Source organism: Sphingobacterium sp. B16(2022), from assembly GCF_012030425.1.
GTDB lineage: Bacteria > Bacteroidota > Bacteroidia > Sphingobacteriales > Sphingobacteriaceae > Sphingobacterium > Sphingobacterium anhuiense.
Genome location: NZ_JAAUVN010000002.1, coordinates 57,093 through 75,275 on the forward strand (window position 1 = coordinate 57,093; position 18,183 = coordinate 75,275).

The window sequence follows — 18,183 nt, forward strand, 5'->3', positions numbered from 1 at the left end:
AGGATTATGATTTATCTTTACGCTAAAGCGATACATATCATATTTGTCATTTGTTGGATGGCGGGATTATTTTATATGCCCCGACTATTCATCTATCATACAGAGGCAAAAGATCAATCTAAAGAGGCATATACCGTTTTACATAAGCAGTTTTCAATCATGGAGAATCGATTGTGGTGGGTAATAACTACTCCTGCTATGTATATTACAGTTTTCTCGGCTTTAGTAATGCTGTATGTTAATCCATCATTATTACAAATGGGGTGGATGCATGTCAAGTTGCTATTTGTGGCAGCTATGATTGCTTACCATTTTATCAGTCAACGGATGATGTTTAATCTTAGAGATGAAAAATCAACGCTTAGTTCCTCAAAACTTAGAATGTGGAATGAAGTATCTACTGTACTGTTGTTTTCCATTGTTTTTACCGTTGTTTTAAAATCTGCATTGAACTGGATCTATGGCGTTGTCGGTCTGCTATCACTGGCGATTGTATTAATGATATTGATCAAAGCTTATAAAAAATATAGAACTTCAAGAGAAGGCAAATAATGATTTTTTAATTTCTAAAAAATCGGGATCATTCCAAACTAATTATTACTATTAAATTCGGTTATTTAGACTAGCAGATGTTGATCTGATCTTTACTGGATAACTATTGAGAATAAATAATAGTGTACATTTGCAGTAAATAAAACATTTTATGTCATTTGAGTCTTTAGGTTTATCACACAATATTATCAGTTCTGTCAAGCAATTAGGTTATCTGAAACCTTTTCCTATTCAAGAACAAGCTATTCCAGTTATCTTATCGGGCAAAGATCTGATGGGTATTGCGCAAACAGGCTCTGGGAAAACTGCATGTTTTGTGATGCCTATATTAGAGAAGTTACAAATTGAGGTTGTTAAAAGAGATCGGAATATTGAAGTACTGGTACTTGTTCCTACCCGAGAATTAGCCATTCAGATTGATGAAGTTTTTAGAGCCTTTACGGGTAATCTAAAGCGAGAGATAAAAACTATGGCGGTATATGGTGGTGTATCTATTAATCCACAAATGAAAGGTATGCTTGGGGTAGAAGTTTTAACAGCAACTCCAGGTCGCTTATTGGATTTAATTAAGAACAAGGCGCTGAGCATTAGTCATATTCAACATTTAGTTATTGATGAGGCTGATAAGTTATTTCAAATGGGTTTTGAGGATGAGCTCAGGGAACTTTTGGCTTTAATGCCTAAGAAGAAACAAATTACCTTGTTTTCTGCGACATTAAATGATAAAATAACTGAAATAAATAATCTTCTTTCAATTAAGCCTGTTGTTGTAGAGATTGAAAGTGAAGAAGCCAATATTGATCAGATCGAACAGATCGCTTACCATGTAACTCCTGAGACTAAAGGTCCATTTTTGCGTTATCTTATCAAAGAGCAAAAGATGAACCAAGTACTTGTATTTGTATCTTCTACACGTACGGCAGATAAATTGGTGGAAAAATTATTGAAAAATAAAATTAGAGCAATTTCTATCCACGGTCAGAAATCGCAAAGTAATAGAAAGGATCACCTCGATTATTTTAAAAAAGGAGATGCACAGGTTTTGGTAGCTACAGATCTGATCGGCCGTGGTATTCATATCGATTCTCTGCCAGTCGTTATTAATTTTGAATTACCTCGTTCTCCGTTAGATTATGTTCATCGTATAGGAAGAACTGGTCGTGCAAATAATTTAGGAACTGCTATTACCTTATTAACAGATGAGGAGTTGCATCATTTTTCTGTTATTCAGAAGAAAATGGGCAAAAAGGTCGATATTAAACGAACAGATGAAGTAAATCTGCACGGTTATTAATATAATTTTATTAGCCCGCTTTTTTAGCGGGCTATTTTGTTTAATGTAAAATTTCTGTGAAGACAAACTTGACACTATCATAGTTGATTGCAACGTCAGGCGAGTAACTGGGAATATCCAGAAATCTTACTATAGCTCCATTTCCTAATCGTAGTGTTTTTCCATCCTGCAGTAGTGCAAATGGTGTTCTTTTTTTTACTCCTCCACTATGTGGCATATAAAAATAGTCTCCAATTAATGTGTCTCCCTTTATATTTCCTCTAATTTCTCCTGAGTCTTTGCCGCTATTACCATATTGGATCGTATAGTGTCCGTAAAAATGGTTTTCATTTTTAGTAAGCTGAAGGTATGCTGTATCTCTTTTTGAAACTGCACGATAATGTTTAGCAGGAAAATTGACCGCACTAGGCTGGCAACTTAAAGTGAATAATATTGTTATTAAGTAACAATATGTTTTTATGGAGTGAAAAGTGCTCGGAAAAAAGGCTCGCATAGATTAAATCTGTTTTTTTTGATAATCAAGGTTACTTATAATTTATCGGAAATATAACATGAAACGGAATCTTGTATTTCTTCGATGAGTTCTTTATCCATGTATTTATATTCATCAGGTATTTCTAATATAACGATTTCTATATTATTACATTCATTTGGAAATTGCTGTATTATTTTCTCTTTGTGATGATTTTCCATGACAAATACGATATCTGCCCAGTTTAGATGTTTGGCATTCACTTTAATTCTTGCATTATTTTCTGTACCAGCAGATTTAACGCGAACAGTTTTATGTTTTTTATAAATTGTTTCTGCAGTTAAGCTTCTCCAGCGGTTGCGGCTGCAAATAAATAATATGTTAAGCATGATTATAGGTGAATTATATGGAAAGAGGAAGAAGATAGATTATAGATCAGCATGCTATTGATAATATTTTTTCTCATTTAAATCATAACGGTCTTAATCAGTGTTGGTTCTTCTTGTAAAAATACGCCATATTTTGGTCCAAAATCTTTGATATAGGGTTGGGCATTATGGGCATCAAGACCTGCTTGATCTTTCCAAATTTCATAAAATGTGAATACATTCGGGTCTTCTATGCCTTGATGTAAATTATACAGTTCGGCGGCTGGTTCAAGTCGTGTTAAACGAACCATTTCCTGCAGTGTCTTTTTTACTTGGTCGCGATATGCTTCTTTTGTTCTTAGTACAACAGTAAGGTAAATTTTCATTTATAATTATTTATGGATTAGATTTTATTAAGCTTGTTTTATTATATCCAATTGGATTTAGGGATATAACATTTTTTCTAAAGTATGATTTTTCAATGAAATTTCATTCATCAATGTTTTCAATACGATCAATAAGCTCTTAAAATTGGTCTTTATGAAGTCCTTACTTTATTATATCTGAGGAATTAATGTATTAAGATTTATTTCTACTTATAGATGAGATTAGTAATCATGCGATATTATTTGTCATGATTGTACCTGAATTGTTATCTAAATTTTAAATGTTGTTGTTGTATTTTTTTGAAATAATGTATAATATTACATTTAATCTTCCGATAGTCTTTATTACTATTTACAATGAATAAACATTATTTAATAAAGTTCAATAATGTTTTTACGGAAGATTTTTAGAAAAATAAATTATGAAGAAATTAAAATTTTTAGTAGCTGTCCTTTTGATGGCAGGATCTAGTCTTACTGGATTCGACAGTGTTGCTCAAACATTGAAAAAGAAAGATATTGGCTTGCAATTGTATTCTGTTCGAAGTTTGATTAAAAATGATGCAGATTACTTTCCTGTATTGAAAAAATTGTCGGCCATGGGATATACGGCAGTTGAAGCCGCAGGATTTAGCGACGGGAAATTTTATAATAACTCTCCACAGGATTTTAAGAGTAAAGTTGAGAAGGCGGGAATGAAAGTTGTTTCATCCCATGCCACTAGAAATCTTTCCAATGAAGAATTAGCTTCTGGAGATTTTTCAAAAGCATTGGAATGGTGGAGTAAAGCGATAGAGGCACATAAGGCGGCTGGTATGCAATATATTGTTACTCCATGGATGGAAGTTCCAAAAACAATTAAAGATCTAGACACGCAATGTAAATATCTAAATGAGGTTGGTAAATTATGTCGTCAAAATGGTCTTAAGTATGGCTATCACAATCATGCTCATGAGTTTCAGAAAGTGGAAGATAAAGTTATCATGTTGGACTATATGATTGAACATACAAATCCGCAAGATGTATTTTTTGAAATGGATGTTTATTGGACAGTTATTGGTAGATCTAGCCCTGTAGATTATTTTAATAAATATCCAGGAAGATTTACTGCTCTTCATATCAAAGATCGCCGTGAAATTGGTCAAAGTGGTATGGTTGGATTTGATGCAATCTTTAAGAATGCTAAAACTGCAGGAGTGAAGCATATATTTGTTGAACTCGAAGAGGTTTCTGTTGATTTGGAAAAAGGCTTGAAAGAAAGTATCGATTATCTTTTAGCCGCACCATATGTGCAAGCTAGCTACGCTAAATAGTATATCAGGTCTACTGAATTATAAAAAAGAAAAGCACGAGTCATTTTGATTCGTGCTTTTCTTTTTTAATTTATTTGCATGTTAATGTCCTTCTTATTATTCAGCGATGCAAAGATATTTTATTTCCATGTATTCATCCAATCCATGTTTGGATCCTTCTCTACCGACTCCTGATTCTTTAACTCCTCCAAATGGTGCCGCAGCATTTGAAATTAATCCGGTATTAATACCGACCATTCCTGCTTCTAATTGTTCGGCAACACGAAAACAGCGGCTGATGTTTTGACTGTAGAAGTATGAGGCTAGACCAAATGGTGTGTCATTGGCTAATTGAATAACGGACTCTTCTGTGGTGAATTTAAATAGGGCGCATATGGGGCCAAAGGTTTCTTCTTGTGCTATAAGTGCATCATGAGGTAAATCTGTAAGTACTGTAGGTTCAAAGAAAAGTCCAGTTAAAGGGTTGCCTCCTGTTGTAATTTTTGCGCCATGCTTTAGGGCATCTGAAATGTGCTGTTTTACCTTTTCTAAACCTTTTTCATTAATTAGTGGGCCGACTTGTACGTCTTTATCCAGTCCATTACCTACTTTCAATTCTTTCACTGCTGCTGTAAGTTTTTCAGCAAAAGCATGATATACTGTTTCCTGAATATAGAACCTATTAATGGATACACAGGTCTGGCCTGAATTACGAAACTTACCTGCAATTGCTCCTTTTACCGCTGCATCTATATCTGCATCATCAAAAACAATGAATGGCGCATTGCCCCCTAACTCCATAGATATTTTTTTGATATTAGAGGCGGCTTGAATTGTTAATGTTTTTCCTACTTCGGTTGAACCTGTAAATGAGAGTTTTCGTATGGTCGTGTTGGTCGCTAGTTCTTTGCCAAAACCAGAACTGTCTTTACTTGTTACCACATTAAATACACCTTTAGGAATGCCTGCTTCTTCGGCTAATTTTGCCAATGCAATTGCTGAGAACGGGGTTTGTGAAGCGGGCTTTAAAATAATAGTACATCCTGCCGCTAGCGCCGGTGCTACTTTACGTGTTACCATCGCTAAAGGAAAATTCCAGGGTGTAATGGCAGCTACAACACCTATGCCTTGCTTTATCGTCATCATTCGATTTCCATTTTGAGCAATTGGTATTGTTTCTCCATAAGCACGTTTTCCTTCTTCGGCAAACCATTCGACAAAAGAATTACCATAGTCAACTTCAGTTAAGGATTCCTTTAACGGTTTTCCACTTTCTAGCGTTATAATTTCAGCTAGATCGACTTTATTTTTTAGGATTAATTCGTACCATTTTCTAACAAGGTTGCATCGGTCCACTGCAGCTGTTTTACGCCAGGTCACCCAAGCTTTTTCTGCTGCGGTTATTGCTTTTTTACATGAAGCGATTTCTAAATCTGGAACGGTGTCTATAAGATTTCCTGTGGCAGGATTGATAACATCGAATGTCTTTGTGTGGGAAATGAATTTTCCATTTATATATGCTTGATTAAGCAATAAGGGATTTTTCATAGCTTTTATATTTATGTGATGAATTTTTTGCGGTTTTGTTCTGTTGGTATTTCGCATTGATCTATTTTACCAAACCAGCGATACCTATTTTTCGCGATATAATCATAACAACTGTCTCGCCAGGAAGTTGGTATCAACCTGAAAATAGCAAGGATTTTAAAGGGGTATCCTAAATCCATTGCGATATATAATGCCGCAGTACTTTTTACTAAAACCTTTTGATTTCTAACGTATACAATGGAGTCTGTATTTGACGGCAGACCGATGATAAAATCCTGTGCAATTTTCGACTGTAGGGAAGCAAATCTAAACTGATCTTTTTTGTCTTTCTTGATGATAAAATTGACTGTCTTGTTGCAAAAATTGCAGACCCCATCAAATAAAATAAGCTGTTTAATAGCTGCTTTCATCAATTGAAATTATAAATAAAAAGGGAGAACTTCCGAACTCCCTTTTACAAGTATGATTAAAGATTCTTCATAATGGTATGTCCCATTCGATCTCTTTTAGTTTTTAAATATTGCTCGTTATAAGGATTTGATTTGATTTCTATAGCAACATTATCTACGATTTCTAATCCATAACCTACTAATCCAGCTCTTTTTGCAGGATTGTTAGACATTAAACGCATTTTTGTTACTCCTAGATTGCGTAAGATTTGTGCTCCGATTCCGTAATCGCGTAAATCGGCTTTGAAACCTAATTGTGTATTGGCATCAACAGTATCAACTCCATTTTCTTGCAGTTTGTACGCTTGTAATTTATTAACAAGGCCTATTCCACGACCTTCTTGATTCATGTAAACAATAACCCCTTTACCTTCTTGTTGGATCATTTCCATTGCTTTGTGCAATTGTGGGCCACAGTCGCAACGGCAAGAGCCAAAGATGTCTCCTGTAAGACAAGAGCTATGTACGCGTACTAGAATTGGTTCGTCTTCTGTCCATTCCCCTTTATAAAGCGCGAGATGATGTTCTCCTGTATCTTTTTGAGTGTAAGCTTTCAATTTGAAATCACCAAATGCTGTTGGCATATCCACTTGAACTTCTTCGACGATAAGTGAATCATGTTTAAGACGATATTCGATTAGGTCTTCAATACTTACAATTTTTAAATCAAATCGCTTTGCTACTTCCATTAATTCCGGAAGTCTAGCCATTTCACCATCTTCTTTTAAAATTTCGACCAATACACCTGCAGGTTCGAAACCAGCAAGGCGAGCTAGATCCACAGTAGCTTCTGTGTGTCCTGTACGACGTAAAACACCACCATCTTTTGCAATTAGTGGGAAAATATGTCCTGGACGTCCAAGCTCAACAGGATCAATATTAGGATCAATAAGCGCTTTGATCGTTTTTGAACGATCTGATGCTGAAATTCCTGTTGTACAACCGTAACCTTGTAAGTCAACTGAAACAGTGAAGTTAGTCTCATAAACAGCGGTATTTTTACCTACCATTAATTCTAAATTCAATTCATCACAACGCTCTTTTGTTAAAGGAGCGCAGACTAACCCTCTTCCGTGAGTTGCCATGAAGTTGATCACTTCTGGTGTTGCATTTCTGGCTGCAGTAACAAAATCACCTTCATTTTCGCGGTCTTCATCATCCACTACGATGATCACTTTGCCAGCTTTTATATCTTCGATTGCTTCTTCAATCGTGTTTAATTTGAAATCCATTGATATCTTAAATGTATTTATACAAAGGTACTGTAGTATTCTCTTTTAATTATAATGTGCAAGTCAAAATGAGCTTATTATTGCAATTTTGCCTTCTTTTTACCAATCTTACTTTTAATCCAATTCAATCCAGCTTCAGCTTTTATTTTGTACTGATCAATATCAAATAAGGCCGAGTCAGTGGTTGATTTATACGTTAAAAATCCAGCTAATGGCGATAATATGATAATGGCCATCCACATCCCTAAAATAGGTGAAATTGCACCGTCCTTTGCGGATTTCTCTGCTACGGTAGAAATAATGTGGTAAATAAGAAAGAATATAATAGCCATGATAACAGGTAGACCAAGCCCACCTTTACGAATAATCGCTCCTAAAGGCGCACCAATAGCAAATAATAAAAGACATGAGACAGCTAATGTAAATTTCCGATGAAACTCAATGCGGTACCGGATGTCTTTGCCATTTAAATCTTTGTAATCAGGCAATTTGTTACTCAAATCGTCTTTCATGTAGTTTAACTGACTCAACGCATTTCCTGTAATCTGTGCACGCTGTTCGGGAAGAACAAGATCTTCTAATAAATTATTAAAAGGTTTTACCGAAGCAGGTTTTATCTTTTTGCCTCCTTCTTGGGTATTAAAATATGGAGAATATAGATTAAAACGATTATCTACAGTAAGCGAGAGAGAGTGCTTAAGACTGTCTAATTTCATTTTATTAGAATCGGTATACACTTTTAACTGTTTTAAGTTTAACATGGCGTGATGGCTCTTAAACAAATTTTCATCTGTTCGTTGCATCTTATTCCATTCCATATCAAATTTTTGCTCAGTTTCTTTAAATTTAAATCTCGTGAACTGCTGACGGGGATCGTAGCTTTTAGAACTTTTTACGCGTGCATCTTCATAGCGAATTCCATCTTTAAGTTTTAAGATCATATAGCTATTATCAGGAGAATTATAAATAAATCCTTCTTTAGCGATTAAAACCGTATTGCCAGCATTTCCACCTTGATTATCGTAAATCATCAAATCGTACAGGATTGTACCATTCTCATTTTTACCTTTTGCTCGTATTGAATAACCTGGAATAGTATTATTGAAAATACCAGGTTTTATTAAAAAATCAGCCTTTTTATTGCGGACATCATATAATAATGAGCCCATCTTTAAATTTACGATAGGTAATATGTAATCCGAAAAGAGAAATGAGCTTAAACTGAAAAAACCTACTAAAATGAATAAAGGAGTCATGGCTCTTCTGAGTGAAACTCCTGCGGCTTTGATGGCAACTAGTTCGTAACTCTCTCCAAGATTACCAAAAGTCATAATGGATGACAATAGCATAGAAAGTGGCATAGCCATAGAGATCTGAACCGCACATTGATAGCCGATTAGTTTCAGTATGACATACCATTCAAAACCTTTACCTATTAAATCATCTATGTATTTAAATAAGAAAAGCATTAAAAGCACAAACATCACAATACAAAAAGTGACGAAAAATGGCTTTATAAAGGATTTAAGAATAAGTAAATAAATCTTTTTCATCCGATCATATGTTCCTTTCTAAAGCTATGATTTTTTTGAAGCTTTAGAGATCTATTTAATAGACCTTATTAAGATGCAAAGATATACTTTTTTATCCTCCAATTACACTTTGGAGATACTCAATTGAATTATTCCAGATCATTTTGCGATTTTCTACATCTTCTTCTTTTGCAAAATCAGTAATGCGGAGTGCTACATCATTTGTTAATTCGTCCTGATCAATTTCTAGTTCAAAGTAATAAGGCTCGTCCTCAAGCCATTTATAGCGGATTAGTTTGTTTTCTTTAACATTTACAATTTTGGCTTTTTGACCTTCATCATCCCAAATAAATTCATAAATAGATTCGCGGTAATTGACATCATCGGCAAACCATTGTGATAAGGCATTTGGCTCCTGTAAATAGGGGAATAAAATCCTAGGTGAAGAATTTACTATATATTCTAAGTTCAATTTTATTTTTTCAGCCATATTATATGAATATTTATTTTTTATTTACTTAAAAAAATCTATATTTGCATTCCCAAAAACGGCGGGGTAGCTCAGATGGTTAGAGCGCAGGATTCATAACCCTGAGGTCGGCAGTTCGATTCTGCTCCCCGCTACAAAACTCTAACATACTTTCTAACTGTGCATTGGTTATACTTATATATATTATTGTAATAATACATATTTATTTTGTCTTTGCAATTATTTTACAAAAAACTTTTCGATTTTAAAAATTAAAAATATTGCATGCTTAAGCTACTGATATTTTATGTTCTCACTTTTGTTTTTTTATTATTACTATTTGTTTCATTATAAAGTAATTGCGTTTTTTTTATGCGCTAAGGCGCTAAAACAGTGAAAAAAAATAAAAAAAAGCTTTTTATTTGAAGTGTTATTGCTATATTTGCATACCGAAAAACGGCGGGGTAGCTCAGATGGTTAGAGCGCAGGATTCATAACCCTGAGGTCGGCAGTTCGATCCTGCTCCCCGCTACTTAAAGGAGACACTATATATTAGTTGTCTCCTTTTTTTATGCCTAAATTTGGTGATACGGTATCTACTTCTTTATTTTTCTTAAAAAAATACTATTATATCAAAACAGTTTAACTTGGGAATGACTGGCGGTGCACTACAGCCGGGAATACCATTTGTACAATGATCTTGCAAGCGGTAGTAGTATATTTCCGGATCCTATTCTAGTTTCATGCTCTTTACCACTGTTAGTTCAGTCTGTAGTTAATTTTACTTCGTTTAAGAATTTAGTAATAACTTTTAGAAATTGCTCAGGATATGCGAAATGAATATTGTGATCCACATTTTCAAAAGCAATATGTTTGATGAAGTTGGAATGCTTTTCAGCAAGTATTTTGTTTTCTGCATCAACAGGCATAGGATCGTGAACTGAAATTGCATCTAGTATGAGTACAGGAATGTCTACTTGTTTAAATATTTCAAATGGAGCTATTTTTATAATGGAGGAAGCATATTTACTGACATTGGGATTGCCGAATATTGCTTCTGACATCTGTAGACTGTCTCGCATATGATAGTATTCTTGTTGTCCGCGGTAGGTGATCCATTTTTGATCTAGCGGTTTCAAAAAACTTAAGATTTCAAATTGATCTGATTTATTGCTGTCATCATAAAGGCTTTTATAGGCAGCAAATTGATCGTTATAAAAGCCGAAATACTTTTCTTCTATGTCAGCAGGGAGATTGACTTCTTGTAATTTTTGTTCTAATTGTCTTTTATTCAACTTGAAGTAGCTGGTATTAAAGGCTACTGATCCGCCATCCTCCAGTATTAAACCTGCGACATATGTAGGAAACAGTTTATAAAAATTTGTTGCTAGGTAGCCTCCACGGGAAAATCCTCCTATAACAGCATGTTGAATTTGTAAAGTGTCCATTAATGATTTGATGTCAATACAGAGATCATCGAATGAAGCATCAAATGGTGGCAGAGGAGTTTTTCCGGCATTATATTGATCTATTGAAATAATACGGTAACCGATTTTGACAAGGTCTAATGCAAAAGGAGCAAATTCGTAAGCGTTACTTAGACTGCCATGGAGCCATATTAGCACTTTAGTTTTATTTTGATTGTCGCCCCATTGGAGATAGGATAAATTTACATTTTTAGTCTTTGTAGTCCTGCGATGTTTTTGCTCATAAGTATTGAACTGTTTTGTAGCAGATTCATAATGAAGTTTAAGTTGAGTTTTATCTATTTCTTGAGCAAGCGAGGCTGTACATGATAAGCAGCCGATTAGTAAAATGAAATGGAAAAGGACATGAATTGATTTATGGCACTTTGTGGGTACCATTGTAATTTTTGATTTTAAGAAGTTTAACATACAGGAATCAAAGCTAATTTTGACTGTTAAAGATAGTGTATAATCAGCTCGTAAAAAAATAAGTGAATATTCTTATCCTTACATAAATTTTCGAAGTAATTTCATCACCCATTCTTTTTTTGTATAAGGAGGATAGATAAGTTGCGACATGTTGAATGCTGATTGAAAAGCTACTGACCTTTCATGTGAAAATGTTTTAAAGCCGAAAATGCCATGACAACTTCCCATTCCGCTACCATTTACGCCACCAAAAGGAAGGTTTGGGTTAGATACATGGATGACAACATCATTTATACACGCGCCACCTGAACTCGTGCTTTTTAACAAGCGTTTTACGGTAAGTTTATTTTTACTGAAAATGTATAGGGCCAAAGGTTTACTCTTGCTATTGATGATATTTAATGGCATCTCTAGATCGTCATAGGGAATAACGGGGAGTATTGGGCCAAAGATTTCTTCCTGCATAATTTTGCTGTCTAGCGGTACATGAGATAGGAGGGTAGGATAAATGGTCAATTCGGGCCACAGTACTTCTCCTCCCCAAGCTATGTAGGCCCCATTGTCTACAGCATCAGTGATCAATCCTACTAATCTTTCGGCATGTTGTCGATTGATGATCTTACTATATTGTGCCATATCCAGTTGCTGTTGGTCATTAAAAAACTGACGGGTAACAGCTTCTTTGTACTGCTGTATAAACTCTTCAAGTTTGGATCTTTGTATAAATACATGATCAGGTGCAATGCAGGTCTGACCTGCATTGATGAGCTTGCCCCAAGCAATTTTTGAAGCAGCATCTTTTATATCGGCGGTTTCGTCAATGATGACTGGTGATTTTCCTCCTAATTCGAGTGTAACGGTACTTAGATTTTTGGAAGCTGCCTGCATAACAGCTTTTCCTACCGTAGTACTTCCTGTAAAGAATATGTGATCAAAAGGAAGCTGAAGTAGGAATTCTGAAATAGCACGATCTCCTTCGAAGCAAGCTATGTCCTCTTCTTGAAAAGTATTTTTAATTAATTGCGTGATGACATTACTCGTTGCAGAGCTGATTTCTGAAGGTTTTAATATGATGCAGTTTCCAGCTGCAATTGCAGATATTAATGGACTCATAATCAGTTGAAATGGATAGTTCCACGGTGCAATGATTAGACATACGCCTCTTGGTTGCTGATATATGCGATTTGTTGCCAATATACTTGTCAATGTCCTGCGGACCCTTTTTGGCTTCATCCATTGTTTTAAATTCTTGATGGCAAAATCAATTTCACTGAGTGCGAAAAATACTTCCGTAAGGGCGGACTCAAATTTACTTTTTCTTAGATCAGTCTGTAATGCATCGTAGATCTGTTCTTCAAATTCTTCAATTGCAGTTTTTAATCGACGTAATTTTAATATACGTTGTTGTGCTGTACTCCATTGGAGTACAGCTTTGTTTTTTTGCTGAAGTTCAAAAATGGTTAGGATATGATCTGTCATTAGTCAAGTATGTTTATAAGCTATGCTTCAAAAGTTATTTTTATTGTGGCAATTGCTGTATCCATTCTCGGATCAATGCAACTCCTTCTTTATGAATGATGGTACGCGCGAGTTCTGGCATTGCTGTTCCAGGTTCTACACTATTCATGCGATGTAGTAGAATAGACTGCGTTGGATTTCCGGGAATGATATCAAAATCTAATCCTCCAGCTCCTCCACCAGCTGAAACGGGTGCTTTTTTTATGCCTAAATGATTTGGATTATTTTCTTCATAATCCAAAAATAGACCAGTATTAAATGCATCGCCACCTTTTGTATGACAATGTGCACAATTAATATCTAAATATGCACGTGCCCGCTTCTCTAAACTGTAATGTTTATTATCTGTCCATACTGGTAACTGTGATACTTTTGAAATTTCGGGTAAGCCAACGAGTTTACCTTCTAAAGTCCATTTTGTTAGCTGGTTGTTCATTTGATCTTTAGGAATAAAGTTCAAATTTCTTGCTTTTGGACCTATTGGTGTTAGTGTACCGTTGTTAGTATGACACCTTTTGCAATCATTTGTATTTGGAACCATATAATTAGTGACATGTTTATTCCCATTTTCATCAAGTAAAGTAATCGGTACTTTAGCTCCTGTAATGTGTCTAATGGCACCGGTCTGTTCTTTATTCCAAAGGTAATTCATGACTATCCATTTTTTAGTTTTGGGATCTTTCACTAATAACCGGGTTTCAATCATGATCTTTTGGTGCGCCTCATTAGTATAAGCAAAATTTTTGATGATAATGCTTGAATCTGGAAATTCTAAGGGGCCACTAGCCCTATAGTTGATCTGCTTTCCGTGCGGAAGTACAATAAATCGATCTTTTATAGCATAGTCTGTAAATAAGGGTGTACTTAAATCATATCTGGTAACGCCTTTTACTGGTTCTAAATTTTTAAGGTTTCCTTTAAAAAATCCGTAATCTGAAAGTTTTTCCTTAAATGTAAACCCTTCACTACTATTATCGGATTTTGCTTTATTTGTGTTATTGCATCCTTGATGCATGAGCAAAATTAGGAATGTGCCGAGCAAGATGCTTATGGTTAAAAGGTAAGACTTTTGCATGATCATTTACATTGAAATGGTGCACTATCCGTATTTGGTTTCCAGTTTTCCGGCTTTGCAGCATTTTGGAAGTCAGCGTTTACAAATAGATTTTCTTCAGGTTGATTGATGCAGATAGAATCTGGATTTAATGCTGTTCCTTTTGTTAATACATTACTACTGAAACCGTCATATACGATTAATGGAATTCTTTTAAATTTGCGATTAGGGTCCAATTTATTTAGTTGTTCTTGAGTTGCAACTAATACTTGTCCAATTCGATGTTCGAATGCGGGTTTTGGAAATTCTGGTCCCATTTCAAGTTTATTGCTGTGTATTTTAATGTTTTTGGAAATAGGAGAATAGTTGGCATTAATTTTTTCTGCAGCTTTGTCATCTGTTGCAAAGCCTGATGCAATTGTAATTGCTGCGGTATTGTTTCCAGTAATTTTATTGTCGTAGATTTCAATATCTGAAGCTGCCAGGATGATAATACCACTTCCGGGCGAAGCATTTCCTACTCCCCAAGAGGTCCCAAAACTTCCGCTTTTGGCAAAATTTCTAAAATTGTTGTCATAAATGTTGTTGTTATAAACTTTTACTTTACCACCCCTTTTCGATAAGTCTGGCAAATCAAAAATTAGAAACCCTGCTGTATTGTTATAAAATTCATTATTATATACTTCTGCATTTGACGTATTTTCAATTTCACATCCGGCCACATTTTTGGCTGCCTTACAATTGCGAACAATTGCGCCGTCTGTTTGGCCTACATAGATTCCTGCATCTGAAGAACCTTCTGTATAGCAATTTTCAACAAGGACATTTTTGCAGAGCACAGGATAAATCGCATAGCCTCCACTTGTCGAATCTGCTTGACTCCATAGCGCATGTAAATTTGCAACTTTCACATCACTACTATTGCTGATTTTTAACAAATCACCTTTAGAGTCACGAATGGTCATGTTCTCGATAGTAAATCCTTTGACATCGGTAACTCGGATACCTTCTCCGCCTTGCGTTTGACTGGAAAAATTGAGGACCGTTTTATCATGGCCTTCTCCATGAATTAAAATATGTTTGACCTGTACGATACTTAAATTGTCAAATTTGTAATTACCTGCCTGAAGTAAAATACTTGTACTGTCTTTTATTGATAAGAATGCCTCTTCAATCTTTGCTTCTTCGCCAGGTTTAAAAGTCAAGATATTAGCATAGTTGTCCTGCTGTTCTTTTGTTCCTTTACAGGAGCTTATCATTCCTACTATCATAAATAGTAAAGTAAGCTTTAGATAAAATGATTGTTTCATAATGGTTATGGTTTATAAGTTTAAAGGTTAGGGTTGGTTATAATATATTATAAGCATAGGTGACATAATATACTGCTCCAATTCTGGGATTTGCGATTCCAGTTGAATAGTATTTATTGGTTATGTTAGTTGCACCGAGACGAATTCCTGAGCGTGCTTTGATCAACTTATAGCTAATTTGTGCATCTATTACTGCAGAACTTGGTACTTCTCCCGAAGCTAATCCTCCCGATACGACATAATGATATCCGGGTTTGTACCGTAAACTGGTATTGAATGACCAAACTTGTTTTTTACCAAAGCCACTGTTTCCAAATTCCATATTGATATGATAATTTGGTGTATTAAAATTATTGATCTGACTATCATTTTTATTTTTCAGGTAGTCGGAATAGTAATTAATTTTACCCAAAAAGTTATATCCCATGTCAACACTTAGACTGGCGGCATAACCATAGGTATTTACTGTCTCACCTCCATTAAAAGCAATGTTATACTGTATGTAAGTGCTGTGATTTTTTAAGGCGTTAACATCATCAGTCCCTGGTGTGTTTGCTACATTGGCATAGCCAATGAAATTCTTCCAAGTGGAGAAATATCCTAGGATATCAATCATAAATCTATTGCCCAATAAGGCAGCATAACCCAATTCAAAAGCATTTACTGATTGCGGTTTGATGTCGTCATATTGAAATTTTTTAAGTACACCTGGATCACCTGTTTCTTGAAACTTGAGTACACTTTCATAGACATATGGTGGGTACTTGTCAAATTGATAATTATCGTTTAGTAAGCGTGATGAACCTCCAGATGAATAGCTGTTGTATCCATTTAAAGTATTTTGCAAGGCTTGTATATTGGAAGGAAAGCTATAGGCATTTTGGTAGGAGAAGCGAATGAAATTTTGGTTCATTGCTTCGAAAACCAGGGACGCCCGTGATGTAACTTTTGGTGAGGAGAACAGCGTGTTTTTATCATATCTAAATGAAGCTGCTATGTTCAATCGTTCTTCAGCTACTTTTTTAGCCATTTGCACGTATGCACTATATTCATTTACATTTATGGGTTTATCTTTATCAGGAAATAGGGTGTTTTTACTGTTTAAATTATATAAACGCCAATTGACTCCGGCAATCACAGTCATAAATTTGATTTGATTACTGAAGTTGTATTGGGCTTCGGTATTGTATAATTTACTACGATCAAGAAAGAGTGTGCCCCCTTCTGAAATAGGTGTACTTGTGATACTATCTCTAAGTCGATTGAATAGCGGAGTGCCTAACTCTGCTCGTCCCTGATCTGCAAATGATCGCGCAGCTAAGTGTGCATCATTGAGTGCTGCTCCTCCGGCAAGTGAATTGATCAACTGGTATGTATACTCAGGATACCAACCACCGGCTTCTCCATCATAGCTTGTTTTCCAAGACTCATTAATGTATTGTGCTGTAGGTCCTGCTACTAGTGTACGGCCAGAATTTTCTTGGGTAGTATAGGTTCGGACAAACCAGTTGTCGCTTTTTAATTCCAGTCTGTACTGTCCTACTTTGAAACCTTTTAGTTGATATCGGGTATCATTGGTGTAAACGATATTTCCAGTGCCGAAAGTTCCTGATGCTATGGCTTCTATTTTTGGGCTTATCTTATAACGTAATTCTCCATTTATTTTAAAAAGTTTGGCGGTATTGTCTAAGTATCCATATTCTGGATATCCGGTACGAGCAACATAGTTGGGTTTGCTCAGTAGTGGTTCTATAATAGGGGCTAGATCCGGATTTCCGGCAAGAGCCGCCTGTAGAAAGGGCGAAATATCGGTGGAGGTAGAGCCTCCGTAAAAATTTACGCCATTGTAGTTGGGATCAGTTAGGCTGGTTCCTGGTCCATTTTTATTGCTAGCATCATTGGCGACCCAATCTTTAGCCTGAGTATATTGTGTATTTATTTTGAAGGCGATTTTATCATTTATTTTTTTGGCGAAACGAATTGTCCAATCGTAATAGGGAGAAGGCGATACGGGGTCATTTTTTTTCTTATTATTGATGTGATTGACCCCTTGAGTGATTAACACGCTAATTCCTTGGTATTTGAATGGATCTTTACCTGTCATAACCATGGTTCCATTTAATCCCCTTGAACCATATAATGCAGAGGATGCTCCTGAAAGAAGTTCAATATTATCCACATCGAGCTGAGTTAGACCAATTGCGGAGCCGAGCGGGAAATTTAACCCAGGTGCCTGGTTGTCCATACCATCTACGATTTGGGTGAAATTAGTATTACCGCTTGTATTGAAACCTCTAGTTGTTACACTGGTAAATCCCAGACTAGAGACAGTTACATCTACTCCTTTTAGTCCTTGCATCATATCCATGTAATTGAGTTGCGGGGAGTTAACGACATCTTTGGCACTGATCTGTTCGATGGTAACTGGAGACGACAGTTTATTTTGTACTGTTCTGCTTGCCGAGACGACGACTTCTTGACCAAGAATCTGAGCTGGTTTTAAAAGTAGTTCTAATGGAGTTGAAAAACTTTCTACGATGAATTCTTGAGGTTCATAACCTATTGAGGAAATCAATAATGTAATCGGAAGTGATTTAGAGGTTTTCAATTGAAACCTACCCCGATCGTCACTATAGGTGCCATCGGTGCCATTTTTAACGCGAATCGAGATTGCGTATGCGGCTTCATTGGTGGTACTGTTTTTAATGCTTCCTTTAATAAAGCTCTGCGCGAGGACTGTGCCGGGCATACAGAGATAAAGGATCAGATTGAGTAAAAGGACCTTTTTCATATTTATAATTGGTTAGTTTTA

16 protein-coding genes and 2 tRNA genes are annotated in these 18,183 nt (G+C 35.6%); 5 read left to right on the plus strand and 13 right to left on the minus strand.

What is annotated here, in order from left to right:
• Window positions 1–6 precede the first annotated feature (6 nt).
• Window positions 7–552, plus strand: coding sequence for a CopD family protein (locus HCX49_RS10650; RefSeq protein ID WP_132770985.1), 546 nt, complete (start codon window positions 7–9; stop codon window positions 550–552).
• 151 nt (window positions 553–703) lie between these two features.
• Window positions 704–1,846, plus strand: coding sequence for a DEAD/DEAH box helicase (locus HCX49_RS10655; RefSeq protein ID WP_168127105.1), 1,143 nt, complete (start codon window positions 704–706; stop codon window positions 1,844–1,846).
• 40 nt (window positions 1,847–1,886) lie between these two features.
• Here the strand turns inward: HCX49_RS10655 and HCX49_RS10660 are convergent, their stop codons facing one another.
• The 3 genes from HCX49_RS10660 to HCX49_RS10670 form a co-directional block, all read right to left on the minus strand.
• Complete coding sequence (locus HCX49_RS10660) at window positions 1,887–2,339, minus strand: hypothetical protein (RefSeq protein WP_132843002.1); 453 nt, start codon at window positions 2,337–2,339, stop codon at window positions 1,887–1,889.
• A gap of 35 nt (window positions 2,340–2,374) precedes the next feature.
• Window positions 2,375–2,707, minus strand: a complete 333-nt coding sequence (locus HCX49_RS10665) for a low molecular weight protein tyrosine phosphatase family protein (protein ID WP_021192112.1) — start codon at window positions 2,705–2,707, stop codon at window positions 2,375–2,377.
• 77 nt (window positions 2,708–2,784) lie between these two features.
• Window positions 2,785–3,072 carry a putative quinol monooxygenase gene (locus HCX49_RS10670; RefSeq protein ID WP_132843000.1) on the minus strand — a complete coding sequence of 96 codons (288 nt, stop codon included), beginning with the start codon at window positions 3,070–3,072 and terminating at the stop codon, window positions 2,785–2,787.
• 422 nt (window positions 3,073–3,494) lie between these two features.
• On the opposite strand from HCX49_RS10670, the gene HCX49_RS10675 reads away from it, so the two are divergent.
• A complete protein-coding gene (locus tag HCX49_RS10675) occupies window positions 3,495–4,385 on the plus strand; it encodes a sugar phosphate isomerase/epimerase family protein (protein ID WP_132842998.1) in 891 nt (296 codons plus the stop codon).
• Between the two features lie 96 nt (window positions 4,386–4,481).
• Here HCX49_RS10675 and HCX49_RS10680 read toward each other — a convergent pair whose 3' ends face one another.
• The 5 genes from HCX49_RS10680 to HCX49_RS10700 all read right to left on the minus strand — a co-directional run bounded on the left by HCX49_RS10680 (window position 4,482) and on the right by HCX49_RS10700 (window position 9,615).
• Window positions 4,482–5,912, minus strand: coding sequence for an NAD-dependent succinate-semialdehyde dehydrogenase (locus tag HCX49_RS10680; protein ID WP_168127106.1), 1,431 nt, complete (start codon window positions 5,910–5,912; stop codon window positions 4,482–4,484).
• Between the two features lie 11 nt (window positions 5,913–5,923).
• Complete coding sequence (locus tag HCX49_RS10685; RefSeq protein ID WP_168127107.1) at window positions 5,924–6,322, minus strand: thiol-disulfide oxidoreductase DCC family protein; 399 nt, start codon at window positions 6,320–6,322, stop codon at window positions 5,924–5,926.
• 56 nt (window positions 6,323–6,378) lie between these two features.
• Window positions 6,379–7,593 (minus strand): bifunctional 3,4-dihydroxy-2-butanone-4-phosphate synthase/GTP cyclohydrolase II, encoded by a 1,215-nt coding sequence (locus HCX49_RS10690; RefSeq protein ID WP_132842993.1) that lies wholly within the window; start codon window positions 7,591–7,593, stop codon window positions 6,379–6,381.
• Window positions 7,594–7,670: 77 nt separating this feature from the next.
• Window positions 7,671–9,146 (minus strand): LptF/LptG family permease, encoded by a 1,476-nt coding sequence (locus HCX49_RS10695; protein ID WP_031289548.1) that lies wholly within the window; start codon window positions 9,144–9,146, stop codon window positions 7,671–7,673.
• Window positions 9,147–9,237: 91 nt separating this feature from the next.
• On the minus strand, window positions 9,238–9,615 hold the full coding sequence (locus tag HCX49_RS10700) for an START-like domain-containing protein (RefSeq protein ID WP_021192118.1): 378 nt from the start codon (window positions 9,613–9,615) through the stop codon (window positions 9,238–9,240).
• A gap of 60 nt (window positions 9,616–9,675) precedes the next feature.
• Here HCX49_RS10700 and HCX49_RS10705 point away from each other — a divergent pair.
• Window positions 9,676–9,749, plus strand: a tRNA-Met gene (locus HCX49_RS10705).
• 303 nt (window positions 9,750–10,052) lie between these two features.
• Window positions 10,053–10,126 (plus strand) — tRNA-Met (locus tag HCX49_RS10710).
• Window positions 10,127–10,358: 232 nt separating this feature from the next.
• Here HCX49_RS10710 and HCX49_RS10715 read toward each other — a convergent pair.
• The 5 genes from HCX49_RS10715 to HCX49_RS10735 form a co-directional block, all read right to left on the minus strand.
• Window positions 10,359–11,459, minus strand: coding sequence for an alpha/beta fold hydrolase (locus HCX49_RS10715; RefSeq protein WP_168127108.1), 1,101 nt, complete (start codon window positions 11,457–11,459; stop codon window positions 10,359–10,361).
• Window positions 11,460–11,567: 108 nt separating this feature from the next.
• Entirely contained in the window at window positions 11,568–12,968 is a 1,401-nt protein-coding gene (locus HCX49_RS10720) for an aldehyde dehydrogenase family protein (protein WP_132842988.1), read from the minus strand.
• A 40-nt stretch (window positions 12,969–13,008) separates the two neighbouring features.
• Window positions 13,009–14,082 carry an SO2930 family diheme c-type cytochrome gene (locus HCX49_RS10725; protein ID WP_168127109.1) on the minus strand — a complete coding sequence of 358 codons (1,074 nt, stop codon included), beginning with the start codon at window positions 14,080–14,082 and terminating at the stop codon, window positions 13,009–13,011.
• A 2-nt stretch (window positions 14,083–14,084) separates the two neighbouring features.
• Complete coding sequence (locus HCX49_RS10730) at window positions 14,085–15,371, minus strand: parallel beta-helix domain-containing protein (RefSeq protein WP_168127110.1); 1,287 nt, start codon at window positions 15,369–15,371, stop codon at window positions 14,085–14,087.
• Window positions 15,372–15,408: 37 nt separating this feature from the next.
• Entirely contained in the window at window positions 15,409–18,162 is a 2,754-nt protein-coding gene (locus tag HCX49_RS10735; RefSeq protein WP_168127111.1) for a TonB-dependent receptor, read from the minus strand.
• Between the last annotated feature and the right edge of the window lie 21 nt (window positions 18,163–18,183).